Annotated in this window: 21 protein-coding genes and 1 riboswitch; of the genes, 7 read left to right on the top strand and 14 right to left on the bottom strand. The window is 70.7% G+C overall.

The window, feature by feature from the left end:
• Nucleotides 1–198: 198 nt before the first annotated feature.
• Nucleotides 199–1,443 carry a sensor histidine kinase gene (locus OG241_RS41235; protein ID WP_405822994.1) on the bottom strand — a complete coding sequence of 415 codons (1,245 nt, stop codon included), beginning with the start codon at nt 1,441–1,443 and terminating at the stop codon, nt 199–201.
• Nucleotides 1,444–1,450: 7 nt separating this feature from the next.
• Entirely contained in the window at nt 1,451–2,104 is a 654-nt protein-coding gene (locus OG241_RS41230; protein ID WP_006380516.1) for a response regulator transcription factor, read from the bottom strand.
• Nucleotides 2,105–2,537: 433 nt separating this feature from the next.
• On the opposite strand from OG241_RS41230, the gene OG241_RS41225 reads away from it, so the two are divergent.
• Entirely contained in the window at nt 2,538–2,711 is a 174-nt protein-coding gene (locus tag OG241_RS41225) for a hypothetical protein (RefSeq protein WP_179200522.1), read from the top strand.
• A gap of 78 nt (nt 2,712–2,789) precedes the next feature.
• Here OG241_RS41225 and OG241_RS41220 read toward each other — a convergent pair whose 3' ends face one another.
• Entirely contained in the window at nt 2,790–3,605 is an 816-nt protein-coding gene (locus tag OG241_RS41220; RefSeq protein WP_405822992.1) for an inositol monophosphatase family protein, read from the bottom strand.
• A gap of 8 nt (nt 3,606–3,613) precedes the next feature.
• Entirely contained in the window at nt 3,614–4,741 is a 1,128-nt protein-coding gene (locus OG241_RS41215) for a ferrochelatase (protein ID WP_405822991.1), read from the bottom strand.
• Nucleotides 4,742–4,891: 150 nt separating this feature from the next.
• On the opposite strand from OG241_RS41215, the gene OG241_RS41210 reads away from it, so the two are divergent.
• The 3 genes from OG241_RS41210 (at nt 4,892) to sepH (ending at nt 8,845) form a co-directional block, all read left to right on the top strand.
• Nucleotides 4,892–6,130 carry an MFS transporter gene (locus tag OG241_RS41210; protein WP_405822989.1) on the top strand — a complete coding sequence of 413 codons (1,239 nt, stop codon included), beginning with the start codon at nt 4,892–4,894 and terminating at the stop codon, nt 6,128–6,130.
• The gene (locus OG241_RS41205) at nt 6,090–7,409 is read left to right on the top strand and encodes a D-arabinono-1,4-lactone oxidase (protein ID WP_405822987.1); all 1,320 of its coding nucleotides are present in this window, start codon (nt 6,090–6,092) and stop codon (nt 7,407–7,409) included. The genes OG241_RS41210 and OG241_RS41205 overlap by 41 nt, the downstream gene beginning before the upstream one ends.
• Nucleotides 7,410–7,816: 407 nt before the next feature.
• Nucleotides 7,817–8,845, top strand: a complete 1,029-nt coding sequence (sepH, locus tag OG241_RS41200; protein WP_405822985.1) for a septation protein SepH — start codon at nt 7,817–7,819, stop codon at nt 8,843–8,845.
• 92 nt (nt 8,846–8,937) lie between these two features.
• Here sepH and OG241_RS41195 read toward each other — a convergent pair whose 3' ends face one another.
• Nucleotides 8,938–9,789 (bottom strand): sulfurtransferase, encoded by an 852-nt coding sequence (locus tag OG241_RS41195; RefSeq protein ID WP_405822983.1) that lies wholly within the window; start codon nt 9,787–9,789, stop codon nt 8,938–8,940.
• A 381-nt stretch (nt 9,790–10,170) separates the two neighbouring features.
• On the opposite strand from OG241_RS41195, the gene OG241_RS41190 reads away from it, so the two are divergent.
• The gene (locus OG241_RS41190) at nt 10,171–10,974 is read left to right on the top strand and encodes a VOC family protein (RefSeq protein WP_405822981.1); all 804 of its coding nucleotides are present in this window, start codon (nt 10,171–10,173) and stop codon (nt 10,972–10,974) included.
• A gap of 19 nt (nt 10,975–10,993) precedes the next feature.
• Here OG241_RS41190 and OG241_RS41185 read toward each other — a convergent pair whose 3' ends face one another.
• From OG241_RS41185 to OG241_RS41165, 5 genes are all read right to left on the bottom strand, one after another.
• The gene (locus OG241_RS41185; protein ID WP_405822979.1) at nt 10,994–12,397 is read right to left on the bottom strand and encodes an NlpC/P60 family protein; all 1,404 of its coding nucleotides are present in this window, start codon (nt 12,395–12,397) and stop codon (nt 10,994–10,996) included.
• A gap of 194 nt (nt 12,398–12,591) precedes the next feature.
• Entirely contained in the window at nt 12,592–13,242 is a 651-nt protein-coding gene (locus OG241_RS41180) for a thymidine kinase (RefSeq protein WP_405822977.1), read from the bottom strand.
• Between the two features lie 88 nt (nt 13,243–13,330).
• Nucleotides 13,331–14,572, bottom strand: coding sequence for an alkaline phosphatase family protein (locus OG241_RS41175; protein WP_405822976.1), 1,242 nt, complete (start codon nt 14,570–14,572; stop codon nt 13,331–13,333).
• The gene (locus tag OG241_RS41170; protein WP_405822974.1) at nt 14,572–15,159 is read right to left on the bottom strand and encodes a DUF5998 family protein; all 588 of its coding nucleotides are present in this window, start codon (nt 15,157–15,159) and stop codon (nt 14,572–14,574) included. Before OG241_RS41170 ends, OG241_RS41175 begins: the two co-directional genes overlap by 1 nt.
• Before the next feature lie 40 nt (nt 15,160–15,199).
• Entirely contained in the window at nt 15,200–18,070 is a 2,871-nt protein-coding gene (locus tag OG241_RS41165) for a GNAT family N-acetyltransferase (protein WP_405822972.1), read from the bottom strand.
• A 179-nt stretch (nt 18,071–18,249) separates the two neighbouring features.
• Between OG241_RS41165 and OG241_RS41160 the strand changes: the two genes are divergently transcribed.
• Nucleotides 18,250–18,531, top strand: coding sequence for an HPr family phosphocarrier protein (locus OG241_RS41160; protein ID WP_006379745.1), 282 nt, complete (start codon nt 18,250–18,252; stop codon nt 18,529–18,531).
• A gap of 171 nt (nt 18,532–18,702) precedes the next feature.
• Here the strand turns inward: OG241_RS41160 and OG241_RS41155 are convergent, their stop codons facing one another.
• The 4 genes from OG241_RS41155 to OG241_RS41140 form a co-directional block, all read right to left on the bottom strand.
• Entirely contained in the window at nt 18,703–19,398 is a 696-nt protein-coding gene (locus OG241_RS41155; protein WP_405822970.1) for a GntR family transcriptional regulator, read from the bottom strand.
• 188 nt (nt 19,399–19,586) lie between these two features.
• The gene (locus tag OG241_RS41150; protein ID WP_405822968.1) at nt 19,587–20,360 is read right to left on the bottom strand and encodes a M23 family metallopeptidase; all 774 of its coding nucleotides are present in this window, start codon (nt 20,358–20,360) and stop codon (nt 19,587–19,589) included.
• Nucleotides 20,361–20,373: 13 nt separating this feature from the next.
• A riboswitch (cyclic di-AMP (ydaO/yuaA leader) is annotated at nt 20,374–20,541 on the bottom strand.
• 226 nt (nt 20,542–20,767) lie between these two features.
• Nucleotides 20,768–22,156 (bottom strand): M16 family metallopeptidase, encoded by a 1,389-nt coding sequence (locus OG241_RS41145; protein WP_405822966.1) that lies wholly within the window; start codon nt 22,154–22,156, stop codon nt 20,768–20,770.
• Nucleotides 22,153–23,547: a M16 family metallopeptidase gene (locus OG241_RS41140; RefSeq protein ID WP_405822965.1), complete on the bottom strand. Its 1,395-nt coding sequence runs from the start codon at nt 23,545–23,547 to the stop codon at nt 22,153–22,155. The genes OG241_RS41145 and OG241_RS41140 overlap by 4 nt, the downstream gene beginning before the upstream one ends.
• 316 nt (nt 23,548–23,863) lie before the next feature.
• Between OG241_RS41140 and OG241_RS41135 the strand changes: the two genes are divergently transcribed.
• Entirely contained in the window at nt 23,864–26,320 is a 2,457-nt protein-coding gene (locus OG241_RS41135; RefSeq protein WP_405822963.1) for a DNA topoisomerase (ATP-hydrolyzing) subunit A, read from the top strand.

The following is a 26,320-nucleotide window of genomic DNA, read 5'->3' as shown; positions in this document are numbered from 1 at the left end:
AAAGGCGCCCCACCGTGTACTTCCCGTGATCAAGACCCCCGAAAACCCGGATTTACCGGGCCTTACGGCGACTTGCATGATCACGGTGAGTGGATGGCGGGTAATTCACCCTTGTGATCGATCACACACGAGGGCGCCGGGAGGGTACCCCGAAAATTCTGCGCAAAGCGAACATCCTCGCGTGTCGGCGACATGATCTCAGATCGGCAGGGCGACTCGCATCACGAGCCCACCCCCCTCCCGCGGCTGGGCCGAGATGTGACCGCCGTGAGCGCGCGCCACAGAGCGCGCGATGGACAGTCCGAGGCCCACACCCTTGTCGCTGCCCGTACGCTCCGTACGCAGCCGCCTGAAGGGCTCGAAGAGGTTGTCGATCTCGTACGCCGGGACCACGGGACCCGTGTTCGAGACCACCAGCACCGCCTGGCCGTGCTGGACCTCGGTGGTCACCTCGACCCAGCCGTCCTCCGGCACGTTGTACCGCACCGCATTCTGTACGAGGTTGAGGGCGATCCGCTCCAGCAGCACGCCGTTGCCCTGGACCACCGCGGGATCGCGCTTCCCGCGGAACTCGACCCCCTTGGCCTCGGCCTCGGCGTGCGTCTGGTCGACGGCCTGCGTGGCGACCTCGGCGAGGTCCACCGGCTTGCGCTCGACGATCTGGTTGTCGCTGCGGGCGAGCAGCAGCAGCCCTTCGACGAGCTGCTCACTGCGCTCGTTGGTGGCCAGCAGCGTCTTGCCGAGCTGCTGGAGCTCCGGTGGCGCCGCCGGATCCGACAGATGCACCTCCAGGAGCGTGCGATTGATCGCCAACGGCGTTCTCAGCTCGTGCGACGCGTTGCCGACGAACCTCTGCTGGGCGGTGAAGGCCCGCTGCAGACGCTCCAGCATGTCGTCGAGGGTGTCCGCCAGCTCCTTCAGCTCGTCGTCGGGGCCGTCCAGCTCGATCCGGCGGGACAGGTCCGAACCGGCCACCGCGCGCGCGGTGCGGGTGATCCGGCCGAGTGGCGTCAGGACCCGGCCGGCCATGGCATAGCCGAAGGCGAAGGCGATCACGGCGAGGCCGAGGAGCGTGAGCAGCGAGCGGCTGAGCAGATCGTCCAGGGCATGCTGCCGCAGGGCGTCGTTGCACGCCTTGAGCGCGGTGTTGCGCTGGTCGTCGTTGGTCGCGGTGTTCAGCCCCGGGCACGTGTCACTGGTGATGCTGATGCCGCTGCCCCTGATGTCGAACGACTGGTTGCTGCCCCCGCGGATGGCCTGGGCGGCCAGCAGATAGATGATGGACAGCAGCAGGATGCCGGCGATCAGGAACATGCCGCCGTAGAGCAGCGTCAGCCGTATGCGGATGGTCGGGCGCAGCCAGGGCAGCGGCAACTGCTGTGGTTTCCTCGGGTCCCAGGTGGGCTTCGGAGGCGCCTTCGGGGGAGCGGGTGTCGTGGCCATCGGTTTATCAGATCCGGTAGCCGGAACCCGGCACGGTGACGATCACGGGAGGCTCGCCCAGCTTGCGGCGCAGAGTCATCACGGTCACACGGACGACATTTGTGAACGGGTCGGTGTTCTCGTCCCAGGCCTTCTCCAGGAGCTGCTCGGCGGAGACGACCGCGCCCTCGCTGCGCAGCAGCACCTCCAGGACGGCGAACTCCTTGGGCGCGAGCTGGACCTCCTTGCCGTCACGGAAGACCTCGCGGCGGTTCGGGTCGAGCTTGATCCCGGCGCGCTCCAGCACGGGCGGCAGCGGCAGGCTCGTACGCCGGCCGAGGGCACGCACGCGTGCCGTCAGCTCGCTGAAGGCGAACGGCTTCGGGAGGTAGTCGTCGGCGCCGATCTCCAGCCCCTCGACCCGGTCGCTGACGTCTCCGGAGGCCGTGAGCATCAGCACGCGGGTGGGCATGCCGAGTTCGACGATCTTGCGGCAGACGTCGTCGCCGTGCACCAGTGGAAGGTCCCGGTCCAGGACGACCACGTCGTAGTCGTTGACGCCGATGCGTTCCAGGGCCGCCGCGCCGTCGTACACGACGTCGACGGCCATGGCCTCCCGGCGCAGTCCGGTGGCCACCGCATCGGCGAGCAGTTGCTCGTCCTCGACGACGAGTACGCGCACGTCGTTTGTCCTTCCTCGGGGTCGCCCGCGGGCCGGGACGGCACGTTGGCGGAAACTTTTCCTGTGGTCAGGCCTCCATCCTGCCGCTTTGGTCCGTAAACCGGTTGTAAGAGGCCCTTGGCCGATCGCCGCACGGCACCTTCTCGGCCGCCCCGAGCCGCTCCGGCGAGGGCGGCGGGAAGAAATCTTGGTGGGTTGAGGTTTCCTCCGCGAGGAGCACGGGGAGGACGGCTTTACACCCCGCGATCACGCTCTGCGTGTGCCATGACACCTAGTGGCACAACGGACCGCTTCCGCAGAGCGGGCGTGGGTGTCCGGCACCGTCGCCGCCCGGCAGGGCAGCGCTGGGCACCCAGTTGGAGACGTGATCGCCCCTTCCGAATCGGCACACCCCCGTGCCATCGACCCACGACCCAGGACGAGGGGGCGCAGCATGGACGCATTCACCGCAGGACTTCAGCAGCGCATAAGGGCGACCGAGACCGACTTGACGCGGGCTCGCGACGAGGGCGACGACTTCCTCGTCGAGGTGGAACAGGCCGAGCTCGACGACCTGCGCCGTCTTGCCGCCGAACACGGTGTGGAGGTCGGCGCGGCCAGCGTCTGATCAGTCCGCAAGAGAGATGAAAAGAGGGGCCCCGGCATCGATCCAGTGCCGGGGCTCCTCCCTTTTCCTCAGCTTTCCTCAGTCGTGCCAGGCGCCGAAGTCCTCCAGGAGGCGCTGGAGGGGTTCGAAGACCCCGGAGGTGCCCGCGACCGTCAGATCGCGTGACGGGCGCTCTCCGGGGCGTCCACCGGTCAGCGCGCCCGCCTCTCGGGCGATCAGGTCGCCCGCGGCGACGTCCCAGGCGTTGAGGCCCCGTTCGTAGTAGCCGTCCAGGCGGCCGGACGCCACGTCGCACAGGTCGACCGCGGCGGAGCCGCCGCGCCGGATGTCGCGCAGCAGCGGGATCAGTCGCCGGGCCACCTCGGCCTGGTGGGCCTTGACCTCGGCGACGTAGTTGAAGCCCGTCGACACCAGCGCCTGGTCCAGTGGCGGGGCCGGGCGGACGGCGAGCCGGCGTTCACCGTCCCAGGCCCCGGTCGCCCAGGCTCCCCCGCCGCGCACCGCGTGGTACGTCTCGCCGCGCATCGGCGCCGCGACCACGCCGACGATGCGCTCGCCGTCCTGCTCGGCCGCGATGGAGACAGACCAAGTGGGCAGCCCGTACAGGTAGTTGACTGTGCCGTCGAGGGGGTCGATGACCCACCGGATGCCGCTGGTGCCCTCGCTGGAGGCACCCTCCTCGCCGAGGAAACCGTCGTCCGGGCGCTGCTCGGAGATCACGTCGGTGATCAGCTTCTCCGCCGCGATGTCCATCTCCGTGACGACGTCGATGGGGCTGGATTTGGTGGCGGCGACCGCGAGATCGGCCGGCCTGCCGTCCCGGAGCAGTTCTCCCGCGCGGCGGGCCGCCTCCTGGGCGAGCCGGAGCAGTTCGGGGAGCAGGGGGTCGGTCACAGGAGTCCTCACGCGTACGGGCTGTCGGCGCCCGCGGCGGCGGGCCTGGGGGCACGGGACGGGCAGCAGCCCACCGGGCAGAGGTCCTGGCTCGCGCCGAGCGTGCCCAGGGCGCACGGGGTGATGTCCTGCCCGTTCTCGGTGGCGGCGCGCTCCAGGACGAGTTCACGGATCGCGGCGGCGAAGCGCGGGTCGGCGCCCACCGTCGCGGAGCGGCTCATGGGCAGGCCCAGTTCCGCCGCCTTCGCCCTGGCCTCCGTGTCGAGGTCGTACAGGACCTCCATGTGGTCCGACACGAACCCGATCGGCGCGATCACCACGGCCGGGACACCGTCGCCGTGCAGCTCCTCCAGGTGGTCGCAGATGTCGGGTTCCAGCCACGGGATGTGCGGGGCTCCGGAGCGGGACTGGTAGACGAGCCGCCAGGGGTGGTCGACGCCGGTCCGCTCACGCACGGCGTCCGCGATCAGCCGCGCGGTGTCCAGGTGCTGTTTCACGTACGCCCCGCCGTCCCCGTGGTCCTCGACGGGCCCGGAGGTGTCGGCGGACGCGGTCGGGATGGAGTGGGTCGAGAAGGCGAGGTGCGCGCCGTCCCTGACGTCCTCGGGGAGGCCGGCGAGGGAGGTGAGCACGCCGTCGATCATGGGCTCCAGGAAGCCCGGGTGGTTGAAGTAGTGCCGCAGCTTGTCGACCTCGGGCAGGTCGAGGCCCTCGCTCTCCAGGGCGGCCAGGGAGTCCGCGAGGTTCTCGCGGTACTGACGGCAGCCCGAGTACGAGGCGTACGCGCTGGTGGCGAGGACGAGGATGCGGCGTCTGCCGTCCTGGACCATCTCGCGCAGGGTGTCGGTCAGATACGGGGCCCAGTTGCGGTTGCCCCAGTAGACCGGCAGATCCAGCCCGTGGTCCGCGAAGTCCTTGCGCAGGGCGTCCAGGAGGGCGCGGTTCTGGTCGTTGATCGGGCTGACCCCGCCGAACAGGAAGTAGTGCTGTCCGACTTCCTTGAGGCGTTCCTTGGGGATGCCCCGCCCGCGTGTCACGTTCTCCAGGAACGGAACCACGTCGTCCGGGCCCTCGGGGCCGCCGAAGGAGAGCAGGAGCAGGGCGTCGTAGGGGGTGGCGTCGAGCGCATCTCGCATGGTTCCGATCCTGCCACCCCCCTCTGCCAGCCGGGATCCCGGCCCGTCCCCGCGGGTGCGTGGGGATCGCCCGGCCCGTAAGCTGTATCGGCCGCCTTCACGCCTTACCCACGCTTCCCTCACGCCTTACCGGATCGACCGGAGTCTCCCGTGCCCAGCCCCTACCGCGCCCTGTTCGCCGCCCCGGGCTCCAGGCGCTTCACCGCCGCGGGGTTCCTCGGCCGGATGCCGCTGTCGATGATGGGCATCGGCGTGGTCACGATGGTCTCCCAGCTCACCGGCAGGTACGGGCTCGCGGGCGCGCTCTCGGCGACCATCGCCATGGCCGCCGCCGTGGCGGGCCCCCAGGTCTCGCGTCTGGTCGACCAGTACGGGCAGCGCCGCGTGCTGCGCCCCGCGACGCTCTGCGCCCTGCTGGCCTCGGCCGGGCTGCTGCTCGCCGCGCACTTCGGGTGGCCCGACTGGGTGCTGTTCGTGTGCAGCGCCGGCATCGGCTGCGTACCGAGCGTCGGCGCGATGACACGGGCACGCTGGGCGGCCGTCTACCGGGACACCCCGCAACTGCACACCGCGTACTCCTTCGAGTCCGTGGTGGACGAGATCTGCTTCATCTTCGGGCCGATCATCTCGATCGGTCTCTCCACGGCGTGGTTCCCGGAGGCGGGGCCGCTGCTCGCCGCCTGTTTCCTGGCGGTCGGCGTCTTCTGGCTGACGTCCCAGAGCGGCACCGAACCGAAGCCGCATCCGCGCGCGCGGATCAAGGGCGGCTCGGCGCTGCGCTCCCCCGGTCTCAAGTTGCTGGTGGTCACCTTCGCGGCGGTCGGGGCGATCTTCGGGGCCGTCGACGTGGTCACCGTCGCCTTCGCCGAGGAACGGGGCCACAAGGGCGCCGCGAGCGTCGTACTGGCCGTCTACGCGGCGGGCTCCTGCGCGGCGGGAGCCGTGTTCGGGCTGCTGCGCCTCCCGGGAGCCCCGGAACGCCGGTGGCTACTGGGCATATGTGCGATGGCCGTGAGTATGATCCCCCTCCTACTGGTCGGAAACTTGCCGTTCCTGGCCGTGGCGCTGTTCGTTGCGGGACTGTCCATCGCTCCCACGATGATCACGACGATGTCCCTCATCGAACAGCACGTACCACGCGCGCAACTGACCGAGGGCATGACCTGGGTGAGCACCGGGCTCGCGGTCGGCGTCGCGCTCGGCTCCTCCGTGTCCGGCTGGGTGATCGACGCCGCCGGTGCGAGGGCCGGGTACGGGGTTCCGGTGGCGTCCGGAGCCGTCGCGGTCGCGGTCGGTTTCCTGGGGTACCGCCGGCTGAACAGACCGGCTCCGTGTCGGGGAGGCACCGTTGAGCAGCACACTGAGCGGCAAGAGCGGCACGTGGCGTAACTGGGCGGGCAACGTCACCGCCCGGCCCGTCCGGGAGGTCACGCCCGCTTCCGTGGAGGAACTGTCCGCGGCCGTTCGGAAAGCGGCCGTCGACGGTCTGAAGGTGAAGGCCGTCGGCACAGGGCACTCGTTCACGGCTGCCGCCGCCACCGACGGGGTGTTGATCCGCCCTCAACTGCTGACCGGAATCCGCGACATCGACCGCGAGAACATGACGGTCACGGTCGAGGCGGGCACTCCGCTCAAGAGACTCAACCTGGCCCTCGCCCGCGAGGGTCTCTCGCTCACGAACATGGGCGACATCATGGAGCAGACGGTCTCCGGCGCCACCAGTACCGGCACGCACGGCACGGGCCGTGAGTCGGGCTCGATAGCCGCCCAGATCAGGGCACTTGAGCTGGTGACGGCGGACGGTTCGGTGCTCACGTGTTCGGAGAAGGAGAATCCGGAGGTCTTCGCGGCGGCCCGGGTCGGCATCGGCGCCCTGGGGATCCTCACCGCGATCACCTTCGCCGTGGAGCCGCTCTTCCTGCTCACCGCCCGCGAGGAACCGATGACCTTCGACAAGGTCACCAGCGCGTTCGACGAACTCTGGGCCGAGAACGAGCACTTCGAGTTCTACTGGTTCCCGCACACCGGCAACACCAACACCAAGCGCAACAACCGCAGCGCGGGCCCCGAGAAGCCGGTCAGCCCGGTCAGCGGCTGGATCGAGGACGAGTTCCTCTCCAACGGCGTCTTCCAGGTGGCCCAGTTGGTCGGCCGCACGGTGCCCGCCACGATCCCGACGATCGCCCAGATCTCCAGCAAGGCCCTGTCCGCGCGGACCTACACCGACATCCCGTACAAGGTCTACACGTCTCCGCGCCGGGTGCGCTTCGTGGAGATGGAGTACGCCGTTCCGCGCGAGGCCCTGGTGGCGACACTGCGCGAACTCAAGGCGATGGTCGACCGGTCGGACATGCGGATCAGCTTCCCCGTGGAGGTGCGCACGGCCCCCGCGGACGACATCGCGCTCTCCACGGCCTCGGGCCGCGACAGCGCCTACGTCGCCGTGCACATGTTCCGCGGGACGCCCTACCAGGCGTACTTCACCGCCGCCGAGCGCATCTTCACGGCGCACGAGGGACGGCCGCACTGGGGCAAGGTGCACACGCGGGACGCGGAGTACTTCGCCGGCGTCTACCCGCGCTTCGGGGAGTTCACCGCGCTGCGGGACCGGCTCGACCCTGAACGCCTGTTCCAGAACGACTACTTGCGACGGGTTCTCGGCGCGTAGCGAAGCGATTGGTTCCGTTTCCGATGTTTACGTGAACTCTGCTGCATCCGAGGTCACGCAACCGGTGGGGGAACCGTCAACTCGCACTCCCCGGCAGGAATTGGGTGGCGTGCCAATCCACGCACGTGGCCCAAATGGAGTACTGTTGCGAGCCCTGGGCCCGGTCTCCCGCCTGGGCGTCCGGGGTCTTTCCGGGATCGTCAAGAGGGAGCTCGTTGCACAGGGTGACGGAGTTTGTCACTTAGCGTTGCGAATAGATAACCGTGGCATAACGGCGACCTCGGGCCCCTGCCCGACACGCCGGGCAACTCGGCAAGGTTGTGGCAGGCTGCACCCGGGCAGGCCACACTCGACTAGCGGAAGCAGCGACGCACGTGACGTCGGCAGGCACCACCCGGGAGGTCCCCATGCCCGAACTGCGTGTCGTGGCCGTCTCTAACGACGGCACACGGCTGGTGCTGAAGGCTGCGGACAGCACGGAGTACACGCTTCCGATCGATGAGCGTCTGCGCGCCGCCGTACGCGGCGACCGTCCCCGCCTCGGCCAGATCGAGATCGAGGTGGAGAGTCATCTCCGCCCCCGCGACATCCAGGCACGCATACGTGCCGGTGCGTCGGCGGAAGAGGTTGCGCAACTTGCCGGGATTCCGGTGGATCGCGTACGCCGCTTCGAGGGCCCCGTGCTGGCCGAGCGAGCCTTCATGGCCGAGCGGGCCCGGAAGACTCCGGTCCGCCGGCCCGGTGAGAACGCCGGTCCACAGCTCGGCGAGGCCGTGCAGGAGCGGCTGTTGATCCGTGGCGCCGAGAAGGACACCGTCCAGTGGGACTCCTGGCGCCGCGACGACGGCACCTGGGAAGTCCTGCTGGTCTACCTGGTGGCCGGCGAACCGCACTCGGCGAGCTGGACGTACGACCCGCCCCGGCGGCTCGTCCAGGCCGTCGACGAGGAGGCCCGCTCGCTGATCGGCGAGTCGGACGACCTCGCGGCGCCCGAACCCAGCTTCCCGTTCGTACCGCGCATCGCCCGGCTGCCGCGCGACCGCCCGCTGGACCGTCCGGCCCTGCCCGCGCCGACGTCCGAGCTCACCGAGGAAGGCGTGAGCGCGAGTGAGCGTGACTCGCTGACGAGCCTTCTGGAAGCGGTACCGAGTTTCCGCGGCGACATGGTCGTGCCGGAACGGCCCTCCTCCACCGAGGTCCCGGAGGAACCGGTCCCCGATCCCGAGGCAGAGGAGCCTCCGGCTCCCGCGGCCTCGGCCGGTTCCGCGTACGCGGACGTGCTCATGCCTCGCTCGGTCGGCGCCCACCGCGACCGTCTGGTCGGTGCCACCGACCGCCAGGCCGAGGCGGACGGCGTCCGTCCCGGCCGCAGAGCGGCGGTGCCGAGCTGGGACGAGATCGTGTTCGGCACACGCCGGAAGAACAAGGAGCAGTAACCCGTACGGGCTACTCGTGCGACTGTGGGGCCGCGTCCGTCGGACGCGGCCCCACAGTCGTTCACACCACTCGTTCACATCACTCGTTCGAGCTACTGCGGATCGGGCCCCACGGCCACGGGCCGCGTCGGGTCCCCCGACCATTCCGACCACGAACCGACGTACAGGGCGGCCGGAATGCCCGCCACCGCCAGGGCCAGGACCTCGTGGGCGCCCGAGACGCCCGAGCCGCAGTAGACGCCCACCGCGGTGGCGTCCGCCGCGCCCAGGGTCTTGAAGCGGTCCGTCAGTTCGTCCGCGGGCAGGAAGAGCCCGTCCGCGCCCACGTTCGCGTTCGTGGGCGCGGAGACCGCGCCCGGGATGTGTCCGCCGACCCGGTCGATGGGTTCGACCTCGCCCCGGTAACGCTCCCCCGCGCGCGCGTCGAGCAGCAGTCCGGAGCGGGCCAGCGCGGCGGCCCCGTCCGCGTCGAGGAGTTCCACCGCTCCCGGCACCGGCGTGAAGTCGCCCTCGGCGGGCGCGGGCACGTCCGTGTCGAGCGCCCCCTCCCAGGACGGCAACCCGCCGTCAAGGACCCGCACGTCCGGGTGACCCGTCCAGGACAGCAGCCACCAGGCACGGGCCGCCGCCCAGCCCTGTCCGCCGTCGTACACAACCACCGGTACTCCGGACGAGACGCCCGCGCGGCGCATGGCGGCGCCGAACACCTCCGGCTCGGGCAGCGGATGCCGCCCGGCCGGCCCCGAGGGCGAGGCGAGTTCCCTGTCCAGGTCGACGAAGACCGCCCCGGGAAGGTGCCCCGCGGAGTACTCGGCACGCCCGTCGAAAGGCGCCGCGCCACCTGGGGCGGGCATGCTCAACTGCCAGCGGACGTCGAGGAGAACCGGCGGCCGGGAACCAGCCAGTTCGTTCACTAGTTCGGGTGCGGAGATGATGGCTTTCATGGCTCCATCCTTACCCACGGGGTGGCCGCGGCGGCCAGGTCCGGCTACTCTCCCGCCGGACAGGTTCGATCACGTGGTGTACGGGATCGGACACATGCTGTACGACCTATGGACACGGTGCGGTAATCGCGCAGAAATGGGCGGGAAAAGCCGCTTCAGGCACCCTCGGGACGAGGACGCACTGGGTCGGCGCGGCCCGGGCGCGCGGTGCCGCGGGTGGTGCGAGCATCGGCACGGAGCATTGCGGGTACGCGAGAACGCGGCCCGGCACGACCGACGTACACGGCGGAGCACGCCCTGCGACGGCGTGCGGCAGGTCCGCCGACGGGGCGGACAGCGGAAGTGACACGGCCACCGCGAGGGGTCGAGGAGAGAGTGACGATGACCGAGGCACGGGAGTCGGCCGGCCGGAACAACGAAGCGCCCGCCCGGCACGCGCCCGGCACACCATGCTGGGTGAGTCTGATGGTGCACGGCATGACAGCGACCCAGGACTTCTACGGGGAGTTGTTCGGCTGGGAGTTCGAACTGGGCCCGCAGCAGCTCGGCTGGTACGTACGAGCCCTGCTGGACGGCCAGGAGGTGGCCGGCATCGGTCAACTGCCGCCGGACCGCCACCTCCCCGTCGCCTGGACGCCGTACCTCGCCTCGGACGACGTGGACCTCACGGCGGAGATGGTCCGGCACTCGGGAGGCACCGTGGGGGTCGGCCCCCTGGACGCGGCCGAGGCGGGCCGGCTGGCGCTCGCCTCCGACCCGATGGGGGCGGTGTTCGGCATCTGGCAGACCGCCGCCCATCTGGGTACGGGCGTCACCGGCGTCCCCGGCACCCCCGCCTGGAACGAGCTGGTGACCCGCGACTCGTCGAGCGTCGCCAAGTTCTACAAGACCGTCTTCGGGTACGAGGAGGAGCCCGTGGTGTCGGCGGACTTCGACTACATCACCCTGCATGTCGAGGGCCGTCCGGTCGCCGGCATCCACGGCGTGGGCAACTTCCTGCCCCGCGACCGGGGGCCGCACTGGAGGACGTACTTCGAGGTCGCCGACACGGACGTGGCGGCCACCCGGCTGGTGGACCTGGGCGGCCACGTCGTGAAGCCCCCGCACGACAGCGCACACGGGCGCGTGGCGACCGTGACGGACCCCGAGGGGGCGATGTTCTCGCTGATCCAGGGCGCCCACTGACGGAGCCCTGGAAGGGCTCCTACGCGGGCCGCAGGACGCTGTGGATCGCCGCCTCACCGGCCGCGAAGATCGAGTCCTCGCGCACCCTGGACCCCGGATTCGGTGCGTGCATCATCATTCCGTCGCCGACGGAGATGCCCACGTGCCCGACATGGCCCGCCTCGCCGTGGAAGAAGACGAGGTCACCGGGCCGGACGTCGGCGAGGTTGATCACCATGCCGGCGCTCGCCTGCTCGTGCACGGCACGCGGGAGCGCGACCCCGGCGGCCTTCCAAGCGGCTTGGACCAGACCGGAGTTGTCGTACGACCCCGGGCCGGCCGCGCCCCAGACGCACGGTCTGCCGATCTGCGCCCGGGCGAAGGCGACCGCCTTCGCGGCCTTCGCGCCGGACTCCGAGGCGAACGCGAGGCCGCTCATACCGGTCCCGGCCCCCGGGAACGGCTCGGCGCCGAAGTAGTAGCTCCCCGTGGCGTACGACGTCTGCGTGCCGTGGGGCGGTGTCTGCGTGCCGTACTCCGTCGCGTAGGAGGTCTGTGTGCCGTGCGGCGGCGTCTGCGCGATGTAGGGCGCCTGTGCGACGTACGGCGTCTCCGGCACGGGGACCGGGAACGGGTCGGCGACGGGGAACGGTTCTGTGACGAGGGGGAGTTCGGTGACCAGGGCGTAGTCCCCGTCGCGGAGCGTGCCCGCGTAGAGGGGCGTGTCCGCGTCGAGAAACGCGTCCGGGCTCAGGCCGGCCGGCTGGGGCAGCTGCCACTCCTCGGCGGGCTGGGGGCCGGCCTGCACGACGGAGTCGGGAAGGCGCCAGGCGTCCTCGGCGGGCAGGCCGCCGGCCACCGGGAGCGGAGCCGCGCCCTGGGAGGGCGACGGGAACCAGCTGGGCTCGGCGGAGAGCGGGCTCGGGCTCAGGCCCGCCGGAGCCTCCTGGCGCGGCGCGGGCACGGCCGACAGCGCCGTCATGGGCGCGGCGGGCAGTTCGGCGACCGCCGCGGGCGGCAGCGCGGCCATGGTCCCGGGCGGCAGTGCGGCCGTCGGCCCCGCGGACAGCGCGGCGACGGGCCCTGCGGACAACTCCGGCGCCGGACGAGCGGTCAACTCGGGGGAAAGGTCGGCGGGTCGGGCGGGCCGGGCCTCCGTCGTACGGGCCGGCCTCCTGTCGGGCGGCAGCACCGCCGGAACGGTCGGGCCCAGCTGGGCGCGCCCCACGTCGAACCACGGTCGGGTGACTTCGTCGAGGGCGGGATCGGAGCGCCTGCGCGCGGTCTCGGGCGCAGGGTTGACGCGCCTGCGCATCCCCAGCTTCATCGCGCGGGTGGCGTTGAAGGTCCCGGTGAAGCTCTCGGCCTGGTCGTAGAGGCTGTTGATCCGTTGCTGGACCTCCTCACGGGTCGGCCCATCATCTCGGGTTCGTTCCGGCGCCATGCGGGACGAGCTCCTTCCGTGGTACGTCTTCCCCGGCCAACTGTCAGGTGCGGACAACAGGTTTGGGAAGGTGTTCGGAGGTCAACTTAGCCAACTTGTGTGCCTCAGGTGAAGATTGAAGCGTGAAATGCCCGATACGTTATTGTGACCTTCATCGTATCGGAACGGCTGGAAAGAACTGCCGAACGCAACTATCAGGCCGAGTTGACCGGCAGGACGTCCGGAGAGATGGCAGAGGCGTGCGCGGAGGCGCTCGTCATATGGCGTCGGTGATGCCGTCGGCACAGCACCTCGTAGCCGACCTCCTCGGCCGTGCGGTTCACGTCACCGACGACGACCTGCTCACCCTCCACGACCATCACACCGTCCACGGTGCGCGCGTTGTGCGTGGCCCGTGCCCCGCACCAGCACATCGCCTCCACCTGGAGGGTCTCGATCCGGTCCGCCAGCTCGATCAGCCGCTGGGAACCCGGGAAGAGCTTCGTACGGAAGTCTGTGGTGATGCCGAACGCGAAGACGTCCAGCCCCAGGTCGTCCACCACTCGCGCCAACTGGTCGATCTGCTCCGGCGCGAGGAACTGCGCCTCGTCCACGATCACGTAGTCGACCTTGCCGCCCCTGGACATCTGGTCCACCAGATAGGCGTGCAGATCCATCCCCACGGCCGCCTCGACCGCCTCCGTCACCAGACCGAGCCGGGACGACAGTTTCCCCTCCCCCGCCCGGTCGTCGCGGGTGAAGATCACCCCCTGCAGCCCTCGTGCCGACCGGTTGTGTCCGATCTGGAGCGCCAGCGTCGACTTCCCGCAGTCCATCGTTCCGGAGAAGAACACCAGCTCGGGCATGGGAGGTCGAGCACCTTTCGGCGAGATACGCGGGTCACGCGCAGGACGGGAGGAGGTCTGGGCAGGGGCTGTCGGACAGGGACGGGCGTCAGGAGCGTACTTGGAGCAGCGGGACCAACTGTTCCGCAGGGGTCATCGAGCCGTGGTTGCCGACCATCGCCGACTCCCTCGGCTCCCGCTCGGAGGCGATGATCAGGACGTCGTCCCGGGCTGCCGCGACCACGTCGCCGATCCGGCCGTACACGCGTTCGTCGACCGTCGGACCGAACCAGCCCGCCGCGATCGCCTCGTCACGCGAGGCCACCCAGAACTGCTCACCGAGCACCTCGCGCCAGCAGGTCAGTACGTCCGCCTCGGCGCCCGGAACCGCGTACACATGCCGCGCGCGGCCCTCGCCGCCCAACAGGGCGACACCGGCGCGCAGTTCCCAGTCCTCGTCGAAGTCGATGCGGTGCTGCTCGTCGAACGGGATGTCGATCATGCCGTGGTCGGCGGTGACGTACAGCGCGGCGCGCGGCGGGAGTTGTTCCGCCAGCCGCTGGACGAGCCGGTCGACGTACATGAGCTGACCGCGCCAGGGGTCCGAGTCGACGCCGAAGCGGTGCCCCTTGCCATCCACCTCCGCGTAGTACGTGTAGACCAACGAGCGGTCCCCGGCGGCCAGTTGTTCGGCCGCGAGGTCCATGCGGTCCTCGCCGGAGAGCTTCCCCCGGAACGTTCCGCCACTGAGCGCGATCTTCGTCAGCGGGGTGTTCTCGAAGGTCGGCGAGGAGACCTGGGCCGTGTGCACCCCGGCCTGGTGCGCCAGCTGGAACACCGTGGGATACGGCTGCCACGCGCGCGGGTCCGACCACGGCTGCCAGCGCAGCTGGTTCATCAGCTCGCCGGTGGCCGGATTGCGCACGGTGTAGCCGGGCAGGCCGTGTGCGCCCGGCGGAAGTCCGGTGCCCACGGAGGCGAGGGAGGTCGCGGTGGTCGCCGGATACCCGGTGGTGATCGGGCGGCCCGTGTCACCGCGCGAGCTGCTCATGAGCGAGCTCATGAAGGGGGCCTCGTCCGGGTGGTCCCGCAACTGCTCCCAGCCCAGTCCGTCGATCAGGAACACACAGTTCCGGTCGGCGGGCGCCAGCTCCGGGATCGCGGCGGACATGCCCGGTACGTCCATGCCGGCGGCCAGGGTGGGCAGCAGATCGGCCAGCGAGCCCGTGCCGTACTGCGGGACGGGGGCGGAGGAGACGGCCAGGGGTTCGGGATCGTCCCAGGCGGTGGAGTAGGAAGGGGCGGGCGCGGAGCGCCCTCGGTCATGGGCGGGGGATGGCGGGTGGGACATCAGCGGGCGACGTCCGCGGTCGCTTCCGAGAGGGCCTGCGCGAAGACGAGGGCCTGGCGGACCGTCTCCGGGCCGTCTCCGGCCTCGCTGACCCGCAGGCTCAGGTCGTCCGCCGTCGAGCTGCCCGTGTAGCCGTGGTCCGCCTCGCAGTTGGGGTCCCCGCAGGCGGCCGGCTCCAGGTCGATACGGGAGACGGCGCCCCAGCCGATGGTCAGGACGACCTCGCGCGGCAGCGTGCCCGGGGCGTACGACTCCGGGTTGGCCACGACCCGGCTGACGACCACGGACGAGATCCGGCCGAGCTTCACGGACTCCGTGGACGTGGTGGCGTACGGCGTCGGGGACGTGGTGTCCTCCGCCTGCTCGTCGGTGTGGCTGACGATGAAACGGTTGCCCGTGAGGACGAGCACGGTCACGTGCCGACGCACCTCGTTCGCGTCGAATGTCGTCTCCTGGTGGACCAGGTACGACCGGATGGAGTCGCCGCCGATCGCGGCCTCCACCGCCTCGGCCACGAGGGCCGGGTAGTAGCCGCTGCGCTCGATCGCCGCTCGCAGCCCCTGGGTCGACGTACTGGTCTTGGCCATGAGCCCATCTTACGGGGGCCCACTGACTGCGAGGCACCGCTCAGTACACAGGAAGTGTCCTGGGACCGAGGTCGTCGCGGACGGGCGGCGGCGCGAGCCGCACCGACGCCCCGAGCACGCTCAGGCCGTGCTGCGCGACGACCACCGGCTCCAGGGAGACCGCGATGACCTCGGGATGGTCGTCGACGAGCCGCGACACCCTGAGCAGCAGCTCCTCCAGTGCCTCGCTGTCGACCGGTGCCGAGCCGCGCCAGCCGAAGAGGAGCGGCGCCGTCCGGATCGACCGGATCAGTGAGGCCGCGTCGCGGTCGGTGACCGGTATCAGCCGGTGCGCGATGTCCCCGAGCAGCTGCGAGGCGGGTCCGGCGAGCCCGAAGGAGAGCACCGCTCCGGCCGCCGGGTCGATGACCGCCCGTACGACGGTGTCGACTCCCCGCGGTGCCATTCCCTGCACCACGGGCCGTACCTCCTCCGAGGTCCCGAAGAGGCCGGTCAGTTCGGCGTACGCCCGCCGCAGCTGTTCCTCGTCCGCGAGATCCAGGCGTACGCCGCCCAGGTCGGCGCGGTGCCTCAGGTGCGGGGCGGTGGCTTTGAGGGCGACCGGGTAACCGAGGGTCCGCGCGGCGGCCGAGGCGTCGTCGGCGCTCGGCGCGGGCAGGGCCCCGCGCACCGGGATGCCGTACGTCCCGAGGAGCTCGGCCGTCTCGTCCGGACCGAGGGTGAGCCCCTGCCCACGCGCGAGCAGCCCGCCGATCAGCGCGGCGGCCCCCTTCTCGTCGATGTCCGCGTCGATGAACTCGGGCACCTTGCCCGGTTCGGCGGCCTCCCGCCGCCACTGGGCGTACTTCACGGCTTCCCCGAGGGCCCGCACAGCGCGCTCGGCGGCGGGGTAGGCGGGGATGAGACGGGAACAGGAACCGGGGGCGGGCGGGGGCGCCGGTGCGGGCGTCGCCACGGCGGTGGGCGGACGTTCCGCGGGGCGCGACGCCCGGGAGCCGCCGGCGGGTCCGGCCGCGGGTGCCGGTGAACCCGCCTGTGGCGCCGTACTGGCGGCGGCCGACAGCGCCTCCGCGAGCCCGCCCAGCTCCACGTGCACCACCAGCACGGGCTTGCCGGGAACCTCCGCCGCGGCCGACCGGAGCGCGTCGGCCAACGCGGCGTCCCGGGGGGACCCCTCCCCCACCGTGGGGATCGCGGTGACGACGACCGCGTCGCAGCCCTCGTCCGCCAACGCCTCCGCCAACGCCCGGTGGAAGTCCTCCGGCGACGCCCCTGTCGTCAGGTCCAGCGGAGCGAGCGGCCGCAGCCCCTCGGAGAGGCACGCGTCGTACGTCAGCAGGCCCAGCGACTCCGAGTTCCCCAGGATCGCCACCCGGGGCCCGGCGGGCAGGGGCTGCCGAGCGAGCAGCAGCCCCGCGTCGACCAGTTCGGTGATCGTGTCCACCCGGATCACCCCGGCCTGCCGCAGCAGTGCGGACACCGTCGCGTGGGGCAGCCGCGTGGCCCGTACGGCATGTCCTTGGGGAGCGGCGCCGCCGTGCCGCGCCCCCTGCACGACCACGAGCGGTTTGGCCGCCGCCGTGCGCCGTGCGAGGCGGGTGAACTTGCGCGGGTTGCCGATGGATTCGAGGTACATGAGGACCACGTCGGTGTCCGGGTCGTCGTACCAGTACTGGAGTACGTCGTTGCCCGACACGTCGGCCCGGTTGCCGGAGGAGACGAAGGTCGACACGCCGGTGACCCCGGTGACGCCACCTCCCCGCCGGTGCAGCCGGGACAGCAGCGCGATCCCGATGGCCCCGGACTGCGCGAACAGCCCGATCCGCCCGGGCCTCGGCATCTCGGGGGCGAGAGACGCGTTCAGCCGGACGTTCTCGGCGGTGTTGATGACCCCGAAGGCGTTGGGGCCGATGATGCGCATCCCGTACGTGCGCGCGTGCCGTACGAGTTCACGCTGGCGTTCCCGTCCCTCGGGGCCGCTCTCGGCGTACCCGGCGGAGACCACGACGAGTCCCTGCACGCCGTGCTCACCGCACTCGGTGACGACATCAGGGACGTGCGCGGCCGGGACGGCGACGACCGCGAGGTCCACGGGACCCCCGATGTCACGCACCGACCGGTGGGCCGGTACTCCGTCGATGTCCTTCTGTTCCTCCGGGAAGGCGCTGTTGACGGCGTACAGCTCGCCGGTGAAACCGGCGTCCCTGATGTGGTCGAGGACGCTGCGGCCGACGCCACCGGGGGCGCGGCCGACGCCGATGACGGCCACGGCGCCCGGGACGAGCAACCGTCGTACGGAGCGTGCCTCGGCCCGCTGCTCCCGCGCGCGCTGGACGGCGAGTGAGCGGTCGGTGGGCTCGAGGTCGAACTCGAGTCGTACGACACCGTCCTCGAAGCTGCGCTTCTGGGTGTAGCCGGCGTCAGTGAACACCTTGATCATCTTGCTGTTGGCCGGCAGCACCTCGGCGGCGAAGCGGCGGATGTCGCGCTCCCTGGCGACGGCCGCGATGTGTTCGAGGAGAGCGGAGGCGACACCCCTGCCCTGGTGCGCGTCCTGCACCAGGAAGGCGACCTCCGCCTCGTTGGCCGGACCGGAGGCGGGCAGTCCGTCGGCGTCGATGCGGTCGTAGCGTACGGTGGCGATGAACTCGCCGCCGACCGTGGCCGCGAGCCCCACCCGGTCCACGAAGTCGTGGTGGGTGAAGCGGTGGACGTCCTTTGCGGACAGGCGCGGATAGGGCGCGAAGAAGCGGTAGTACTTCGACTCGTCCGACACCTGCTCGTAGAAACTGACCAGCCGGTCGGCGTCGTCCGCGGTGATGGGCCGGATACGGGCGGTGCCGCCGTCGCGCAGCACGACGTCCGCCTCCCAGTGGGCGGGGTACTCGTGCCGGTCCGCCGAGTTCTGCATGCGCCCCAGAGTACGGCTCGCGTCCGACAGCGTCGCGATGCAGTCTGTGGGGGACCGAAGTCGGGCCCGGGCCGGGGTTCGAACGCGGTTCCGGAACAGGTTTCGTCCTGCCTTCCGGCACGCTTCACGCTATGGAACAATGGTCTAGACAACCCTGAGACAGTGAAGGGCAGCATCACATGGCTGAGCGCCGCGTCAACGTCGGCTGGGCGGAGGGCCTCCACGCCCGCCCCGCCTCCATCTTCGTCCGTGCGGCCACGGCCGCCGGCGTCCCCATGACGATCGCCAAGGCCGACGGCAACCCCGTCAACGCGGCCTCCATGCTGGCGGTCCTCGGCCTGGGCGCCCAGGGCGGCGAGGAGATCGTCCTCGCCTCCGAAGCGGAGGGCGCCGACGCCGCGCTCGACCGCCTGGCGAAGCTGGTGGCCGAGGGGCTCGAGGAACTTCCCGAGACGGTCTGAGGACCCCTCGGGGCCCTCGATCGATGGCGCCGGCGGACGCCGCCTCACAAACACCATCCGCATACCGCGAAGGGCCTGCCTGAATATCAGGCGGGCCCTTTGTTATTCCCGATCGCGGGCAGCGAAAATAATCTCCCGCGAATTCAACCCTCTTTGTATACGGTGCCCGTGTTAATGACGCAGGCCCGTCATGTTTACGGGATGTTGCGAAGTCCTCACACGATCCGGGCGGTCTCCGCCTCCCGGAAAGCGCAGCCGGTGTGCGGCGGTCGCCCGCTCGGTGTGCAGCGCTGTGATCGCCCGCGCCCGCTCACTGTCGCCTCGCGCCACCGCGTCCACGATCGCCCCGTGCTCCGCCCAGGAGTCGACCGGGCTGGCCGGCGCCTCCACCGAGTACATCCAGGCGATCTTGTGCCGGAGCTGGGTGAGCGTCGAGGCCAGGGCATGGCTTCCGGAGGACTGGGCGAGCGTCTCGTGGAACCAGCCCCCCAGGGAGCGCAGATCCTCGCTGTTGCCCCTCCTGGCCCGTTCCTGACCCAGCCTGACCAGGCCGCGCAGCACCTTGAGGTGTGCCTCGGTCCGCCGTTGGGCGGCCCGGGAGGCGCCCAGCGGTTCCAGGAGCATGCGCATCTCCAGCAGGTCGGAGGCCTCCGGCTCGGTGGGTTCCGCGACGCACGCGCCCGCGTGCCGCCGGGTCACCACGAAGCCCTCGGCCTCCAGCGTGCGCAGGGCTTCGCGAACAGGGACGCGCGAGACGCCGTACCGGCGCGCCAGCAGTTCCTCGGTGAGCCGGCTGCCGCGCTCGTAGACACCGGCGACGATGTCGTCCCGGATCGCCGTGCATACCGAGTGCGCCGGAATACGCATGTCCGACCTCCGCTTTAATCCCCGTGAAACGTCGACGATTGACGTGTGTTCAGTGACTCTATTGCAGAGAACCGGAATTTCCGACGGCAGGCCGGAATCCATGGATATTTTTTGGACACACCACCCTCCGAAACGCCGAAAGCCCCGGCTCGGGGAGCCGGGGCCACGACAAGTGGTGCGCGGGTTCGTCAGACGTTCACACCGTGCGAGCGAAGGTAGGCGACGGGGTTGATGTCCGAGCCGTACTCCGGGGTCGTGCGCGCCTCGAAGTGGAGGTGCGGACCTGTGACGTTGCCGGTGGCCCCGGAGAGGCCTATCTGCTGCCCTGGGGTGACCGTCTGGCCGACGGAGACGTTGATGGACGACAGATGACCGTACTGAGTGTAGGTACCGTCGATCATCTTGATCACGATGTTGTTGCCGTACGACCCGCCCCAGCCCGCCTCGACGACGGTGCCGGAGCCCACCGCGTGCACGGTGGTGCCCGACGCGGCGTGGAAGTCGATGCCGGTGTGGCTGCCGGAGGACCAGATGCCGCCGCCCGCCTTGTAGCCCGTGGAGATGTACGAGCCGGAGATCGGGGCGACATAGCTGTTGAGGCGCTTGCGCTCGGCCTCGCGGGCGGCACGGGCCTGCGCCTCGCGTGCCTCCTTGACGCGCTCCTCCGCCTCCTTCTGCGCGGCGGCCACGGCCTTCTTCTCGGCGGCGGCCTTCTCGGCGGCCTGCTCCTGGGCGGCGGCCTGGGCGTCGATCTGGGCGGCGAGCGACTCGCCGATGGAGATCACCGGGGTGAGTCCGGTCTGCTCGACGGCGGACTCCGCCGCGAGCGCCGGGGCGGCGAGGGAGCCGACGACGCCGGTGGTCGCGAGGGCGGCTACGCCGGCAGCGCGGGCGGTCGTACGGGTGACAAGGCTGGGGCGGCTGGGACGACGGTGCTTCCCGGTGGCGCGGGTGAACGCCATGTAGTGGCTGGTCCTTTCCTTCCTTCTCGCCTACCGGGTTAGCTGACGGGTTCGGAGCAGGAAGGTCTCCTACGGACCCCCTCGCTGCGCGCGCGGGCGTCCGATTCACCCCAGGGACTGCACATGGTGGGTCCCCGGCTCCCCTGGCTCGCGCCGTACGGGGACTCGGCGATGACTGCCCGGTGCCGCGGCTGCGGCGCACTGCATGACGGACAGCCGGACAGACGCTAAGCGGGACCTCTTTCAATCAACAAACCGATCACGGGTTTTGTCGCACATGCCACAGTGCAGACTGTCAACCTCTCCACCAATACGGGCAACTTGCGCATCAACACGGACAAAGCATGGGCAAAGAGGGGCCCGGTGACGCTGCCGTCACCGGGCCCCTGTCGTGTACGCCGATGCCGCTACTCGGCGGGGACGACGCTCACTTCACCGATGCCGAGGGCCCGGACGGGCCCCTCGATCGTCGCCGCGTCGCCGACGAGGACCGTCACCAGCCGGTCCACCGGGAAGGCGTTGACGGCCGCCGCGGTGGCTTCCACGGTGCCGGTCGCCGCGAGCTGGCGGTACAGCGTCGCCTGGTAGTCGTCGGGCAGGTGCTGCTCGACCTGGTCGGCCAGCGTGCTCGCCACGGCCGCCGCGGTCTCGTACTTGAGCGGGGCGACGCCGACCAGGTTCTGCACCGCGACATCACGCTCGGCGTCGGTGAGCCCTTCGGCCGCGAGGGTGCGCAGCACCTTCCAGAGGTCCTCCAGGGCGGGACCGGTGTTCGGGGTGTCGAAGGAGCCGCTGATGGCGAGCAGCGCGGCCCCTGTGCCGTCCGGAGCCGAGCGCAGGACCTGGCCGAACGCCCGCACACCGTAGGTGTAGCCCTTTTCCTCCCGCAGGACGCGGTCCAGACGGGAGGTGAGGGTGCCGCCGAGGCAGTACGTGCCGAGGACCTGGGCGGCCCAGACACGGTCGTGCCGGTCGGCGCCGATACGGCCGATGAGCAACTGGGTCTGCACGGCACCCGGCCGGTCCACGATGACGACCCGGCCGGTGTCGTCGGCGGTCACCGGCGGCACCGGACGCGGCTCGGCCGACGAGCCCGCCCAGGCCCCCAGGGTTTCGCCGAGCAGCGCGTCCAAGTCGACGCCGGTGAGGTCACCGACGACCACGGCGGTGGCCGTGGCGGGCCGGACGTGCCTCTCGTAGAAGGCGCGGACGGCCGCCGCGTCGATCTTCGCGACCGTCTCCTCGGTGCCCTGGCGCGGACGTGACATGCGCGAGGACGCCGGGAACAGTTCCTTGTACAGCTGCTTGGCGGAGCGGCGGGCCGGGTTGGCCGTCTCGTGCGGGATCTCGTCCAGCCGGTTGCGCACCAGCCGCTCGATCTCGCTCTCCGAGAACGCGGGCGCCCTGAGGGCGTCGGCCAGCAGCCCCAGCCCCTTGGGGAGCCGCGACACGGGGACTTCGAGGCTGAGGCGGACACCGGGGTGGTCGGCGTGCGCGTCGAGGGTGGCGCCGCAGCGCTCCAGCTCGGCGGCGAACTCCTCGGCGGAGTACTTGTCGGTGCCTTCGGAGAAGGCCCGGGACATGATCGTGGCCACGCCGTCCAGACCGGCCGGCTCCGCCTCCAGGGGGGCGTCGACGAGCACCTCGACGGCGACGACCTGCTGGCCGGGGCGGTGGCACCGCAGGACGGTCAGACCGTTGCCGAGCGTGTCGCGTGCGGGGGCCGGGAAGGCCCAGGGCCTGGCCTCTCCCGCCTGGGGCTGGGGGTGGAACTCCATCGTGGCGAGCTCGGTCACTTGGCCGCCTCCTCGTTCTCGTCGCCGGCTTCGACCGTGGCCTCGGCCTCGGGGTCCTTGGGCGGATCCGCGTCCTCGGCCGTCACCTCGGAGACCGGCTCGTAGACGAGCACCGCGCGGTTGTCGGGTCGCAGCCGGGCCTTGGCTGCCTCCTGGACCTCCTCCGCCGTCACGTCGAGGACGCGCTGCACGGCGGTCAGGGCGAGCTGCGGGTCGCCGAACAGCACGGCGAAGCGGCACAGTTCGTCGGCACGGCCCGCGACCGTACCGAGCCGGTCCAGCCACTCGCGCTCCAACTGGGCCTGCGCGCGCTCCATCTCCTCGGCCGTCGGGCCCTCCGCGGCGAACCGGGCGAGCTCCTCGTCGACAGCGGCCTCGATGACCGGCACCTCGACGTCCGCGGAGGTCTTCACGTCCAGCCACCCCAGGGAGGGTGCTCCGGCCAGCCGCAGCAGGCCGAACCCGGCCGCGACCGCCGTACGGTCCCGCCGTACGAGCCGGTTGTAGAGGCGGGAGGACTCGCCGCCGCCGAGGACGGTGAGCGCCAGGTCGGCCGCGTCGCACGCGCGCGTGCCGTCCTCCGGGAGCCGGTAGGCGGCCATCAACGCGCGCGCGGGAACCTCTTCCACGACGACCTCGCGCAGTTCCTCGCCGATGACGTCGGGAAGTGCCCCGGAGCGCGGCGCGGGCTTGCCGTCGTGCCCGGCGATGGATCCGAAGTACTTCTCGACCCAGGCGAGGGTCTCCTGGGGGTCGATGTCCCCGACGATCGACAGGACCGCGTTGTTGGGCGCGTAGTACGTGCGGAAGAACGCGCGCGCGTCCTCCAGCGTCGCCGCGTCCAGGTCCGCCATCGAGCCGATCGGCGTGTGGTGGTAGGGGTGTCCCTCCGGGTAGGCGAGGGCGGTCAGCTTCTCGAACGCCGTGCCGTAGGGGACGTTGTCGTAGCGCTGTCGGCGCTCGTTCTTGACGACGTCCCGCTGGTTCTCCATGGACTCGTCGTCGAGGGCCGCGAGCAGCGAGCCCATGCGGTCCGCCTCCAGCCAGAGGGCGAGCTCCAGTTGGTGGGTGGGCATGGTCTCGAAGTAGTTGGTGCGCTCGAAGCTGGTGGTGCCGTTGAGCGAACCGCCCGCGCCCTGGACCAGTTCGAAGTGGCCGTTGCCCTTCACCTGGCCCGAGCCCTGGAACATCAGGTGCTCGAAGAGGTGAGCCAGGCCGGTACGGCCCTTGACCTCGTGGCGCGACCCGACGTCGTACCAGAGGCACACCGCTGCGACCGGGGTCAGGTGGTCCTCGGAGAGCACCACGCGCAGCCCGTTGGCGAGGCGGTGTTCGGTCGCTGTCAGGCCGCCGGAGCCTGCCTCGGCTGTGGCCGTGTGACCCATGGGCATGTACGTCCCTTCGATCGCGGATGCGGTTGTTGCAACCGCTGTGTTCCTGCCGGTCCTGCCACTGTATGCAAGCGTGTGGAGTGCTGGCGAAGTTCCCGGCGGACGTACGCCGACAGCGAGATTCCTCGGGTTCCAGGCGGTACGTTTCAGCATCAGCGGCCACCGCCCAACACCGCCACCGGAACGGGCCTTGGTCCGCGTTGTCAGTGCGGCAGTCCACAATGGTCCGCGTCAGAACCCGTTCAGTCTCAGCAGGAGTGAGCCGCAGGGGTGCGCCCCGTAGGCGAACGACAGGAAACAGAAGGAGCCGGCAGCGATGGCCCGCCGCAGCACGAAGACCCCGCCGCCCGATGACTTCGAGGAGCGGATCCTCGACATCGACGTCGTCGACGAGATGCAGGGCTCCTTCCTCGAGTACGCGTACTCGGTCATCTACTCCCGAGCCCTGCCCGACGCCCGCGACGGTCTCAAGCCCGTACACCGTCGCATCGTCTACCAGATGAACGAGATGGGTCTGCGCCCCGACCGCGGCTATGTGAAGTGTGCCCGCGTGGTCGGCGAGGTCATGGGTAAGCTGCACCCGCACGGCGACTCGTCGATCTACGACGCCATGGTGCGTCTCGCCCAGCCGTTCTCCATGCGCGTGCCGCTGGTCGACGGGCACGGCAACTTCGGTTCGCTGGGCAACGACGACCCGCCGGCCGCCATGCGGTACACCGAGGCCCGTATGGCCGACGCGACGTCCCTGATGACGGAGTCGATCGAAGAGGACACGGTCGACTTCGCCCCCAACTACGACGGCCAGGAGCAGGAGCCGGTGGCACTGCCCGCCGCCTTCCCAAACCTGCTGGTGAACGGCGCGTCGGGCATCGCCGTCGGTATGGCCACGAACATGCCGCCGCACAACCTCGGCGAGGTCATCTCGGCCGCCCGGCACCTGATCCGCTACCCGGCCGCCGACCTCGACACCCTGATGCGGCACGTCCCGGGCCCCGACCTGCCCACGGGCGGCCGGATCGTCGGCCTCGCCGGGATCAGGGACGCGTACGAGTCGGGCCGAGGCACGTTCAAGATCCGCGCCACGGTGTCGGTGGAGAACGTGACGGCGCGCCGTATGGGCCTGGTCGTCACCGAACTGCCGTTCACGGTCGGCCCGGAGAAGGTGATCGCCAAGATCAAGGACCTGGTCGGCGCGAAGAAGCTCCAGGGGATCGCCGACGTCAAGGACCTCACCGACCGCAGCCACGGCCTGCGTCTGGTCATCGAGATCAAGAACGGCTTCGTGCCGGAAGCCGTCCTGGAACAGCTCTACAAGCTGACGCCGATGGAGGAGTCCTTCGGCATCAACAACGTGGCGCTGGTGGACGGCCAGCCCCTCACCCTGGGGCTGAAGGAACTCCTGGAGGTCTATCTCGACCACCGCTTCGAGGTCGTACGGCGTCGCTCGGAGTTCCGCCGCGGCAAGCGCCGCGACCGGCTGCACCTGGTCGAGGGCCTGCTCACCGCGCTGGTCGACATCGACGAGGTCATCCGGCTGATCCGCTCCAGCGACAACTCCGCGCAGGCGAAGGAACGCCTGATGGAGCGCTTCTCCCTCTCGGAGATCCAGACGCAGTACATCCTGGACACCCCGTTGCGCCGGCTGACCCGGTTCGACCGGATCGAGCTGGAGTCCGAGAAGGAGCGACTGGCCGCCGAGATCGCGGAGCTGACCCGGATCCTGGAGTCGGACGCGGAGCTCCGCAAGCTGGTCTCGACCGAACTGGCCGCGGTGGCCAAGAAGTTCGGCACCGAGCGTCGTACGGTCCTGCTGGAGTCGGCCGGTGCCGCCCCCGCGGCCGGCGTCCCGCTCCAGGTGGCCGACGACCCGTGCCGGGTCCTGCTCTCCTCGACGGGCCTGCTGGCGCGTACGGCGAACGGCGAGCCGTTCCCGGCGGACGAGGACGGGCGGCGCGTGAAGCACGACCTGATCGTCTCCGCGGTCCCGGCGACGGCACGGGGCGAAGTGGGCGCGGTGACGTCCGCCGGCCGCCTGCTGCGTATCAACGTCATCGACCTCCCCCGGCTGCCCGACACGATGGCGGCGCCCAATCTCTCGGGCGGGGCCCCGCTGTCGGAGTTCCTCTCCCTGGAGGACGGCGAGACGGTGGTCTGCCTGACGACACTCGACGAGTCGTCGCCGGGCCTCGCGATCGGCACGGAGCAGGGCGTCGTCAAGCGTGTGGTCCCCGACTATCCCTCCAACAAGGGGGAGTTGGAGGTCATCACGCTCAAGGACGGCGACCGGATCGTCGGGGCCGCGGAGCTGCGTACAGGCGAGGAGGACCTGATCTTCATCACGGACGACGCCCAGCTGCTGCGCTTCCAGGCCGCCCACGTCCGCCCGCAGGGCCGTCCGGCCGGCGGTATGGCCGGCATCAAGCTCACGGACGGCGCCAAGGTGATCTCGTTCACGGCGGTGGACCCTGCGGTGGAGGCGGTCGTCTTCACGGTGGCCGGATCACGGGGCACGCTGGACGACTCCGTGCAGACGACGGCGAAGCTGACGCCCTTCGACCAGTACCCGCGCAAGGGGCGTGCCACCGGCGGTGTCCGCTGCCAGCGGTTCCTGAAGGGCGAGGACTGTCTGTCCCTGGCCTGGGCGGGCCCGACCCCGGCGCGGGCGTCCCAGAAGGACGGCACCCCGGCGGAGCTCCCGGAGATGGACCCGCGCCGCGACGGCTCGGGCGTGTCGTTGCCGAGGACGGTGGGTGTGGTGACGGGCCCGGTGTAG

The sequence above is a fragment of the Streptomyces sp. NBC_01390 genome, from assembly GCF_045040105.1.
Classification (GTDB): domain Bacteria; phylum Actinomycetota; class Actinomycetes; order Streptomycetales; family Streptomycetaceae; genus Streptomyces.
Note: the sequence above shows the minus strand (reverse complement) of the source record. Positions and strands in the feature narration are given on the sequence as shown.

Excerpts from the sequence above, each read along its gene's own strand:
- OG241_RS41170 (WP_405822974.1), bottom strand. The coding sequence starts at position 15,159 with ATGGCCAAGACCAGTACGTCGACCCAGGGGCTGCGAGCGGCGATCGAG.
- OG241_RS41225 (WP_179200522.1), top strand. The coding sequence starts at position 2,538 with ATGGACGCATTCACCGCAGGACTTCAGCAGCGCATAAGGGCGACCGAG.
- OG241_RS41235 (WP_405822994.1), bottom strand. The coding sequence starts at position 1,443 with ATGGCCACGACACCCGCTCCCCCGAAGGCGCCTCCGAAGCCCACCTGG.
- OG241_RS41175 (WP_405822976.1), bottom strand. The coding sequence starts at position 14,572 with ATGTCCCACCCGCCATCCCCCGCCCATGACCGAGGGCGCTCCGCGCCC.
- OG241_RS41195 (WP_405822983.1), bottom strand. The coding sequence starts at position 9,789 with ATGAAAGCCATCATCTCCGCACCCGAACTAGTGAACGAACTGGCTGGT.
- OG241_RS41150 (WP_405822968.1), bottom strand. The coding sequence starts at position 20,360 with ATGGCGTTCACCCGCGCCACCGGGAAGCACCGTCGTCCCAGCCGCCCC.
- OG241_RS41155 (WP_405822970.1), bottom strand. The coding sequence starts at position 19,398 with ATGCGTATTCCGGCGCACTCGGTATGCACGGCGATCCGGGACGACATC.
- OG241_RS41190 (WP_405822981.1), top strand. The coding sequence starts at position 10,171 with ATGACCGAGGCACGGGAGTCGGCCGGCCGGAACAACGAAGCGCCCGCC.
- OG241_RS41135 (WP_405822963.1), top strand. The coding sequence starts at position 23,864 with ATGGCCCGCCGCAGCACGAAGACCCCGCCGCCCGATGACTTCGAGGAG.
- sepH (WP_405822985.1), top strand. The coding sequence starts at position 7,817 with ATGCCCGAACTGCGTGTCGTGGCCGTCTCTAACGACGGCACACGGCTG.
- OG241_RS41185 (WP_405822979.1), bottom strand. The coding sequence starts at position 12,397 with ATGGCGCCGGAACGAACCCGAGATGATGGGCCGACCCGTGAGGAGGTC.
- OG241_RS41140 (WP_405822965.1), bottom strand. The coding sequence starts at position 23,547 with ATGCCCATGGGTCACACGGCCACAGCCGAGGCAGGCTCCGGCGGCCTG.
- OG241_RS41180 (WP_405822977.1), bottom strand. The coding sequence starts at position 13,242 with ATGCCCGAGCTGGTGTTCTTCTCCGGAACGATGGACTGCGGGAAGTCG.
- OG241_RS41165 (WP_405822972.1), bottom strand. The coding sequence starts at position 18,070 with ATGCAGAACTCGGCGGACCGGCACGAGTACCCCGCCCACTGGGAGGCG.
- OG241_RS41160 (WP_006379745.1), top strand. The coding sequence starts at position 18,250 with ATGGCTGAGCGCCGCGTCAACGTCGGCTGGGCGGAGGGCCTCCACGCC.
- OG241_RS41215 (WP_405822991.1), bottom strand. The coding sequence starts at position 4,741 with ATGCGAGATGCGCTCGACGCCACCCCCTACGACGCCCTGCTCCTGCTC.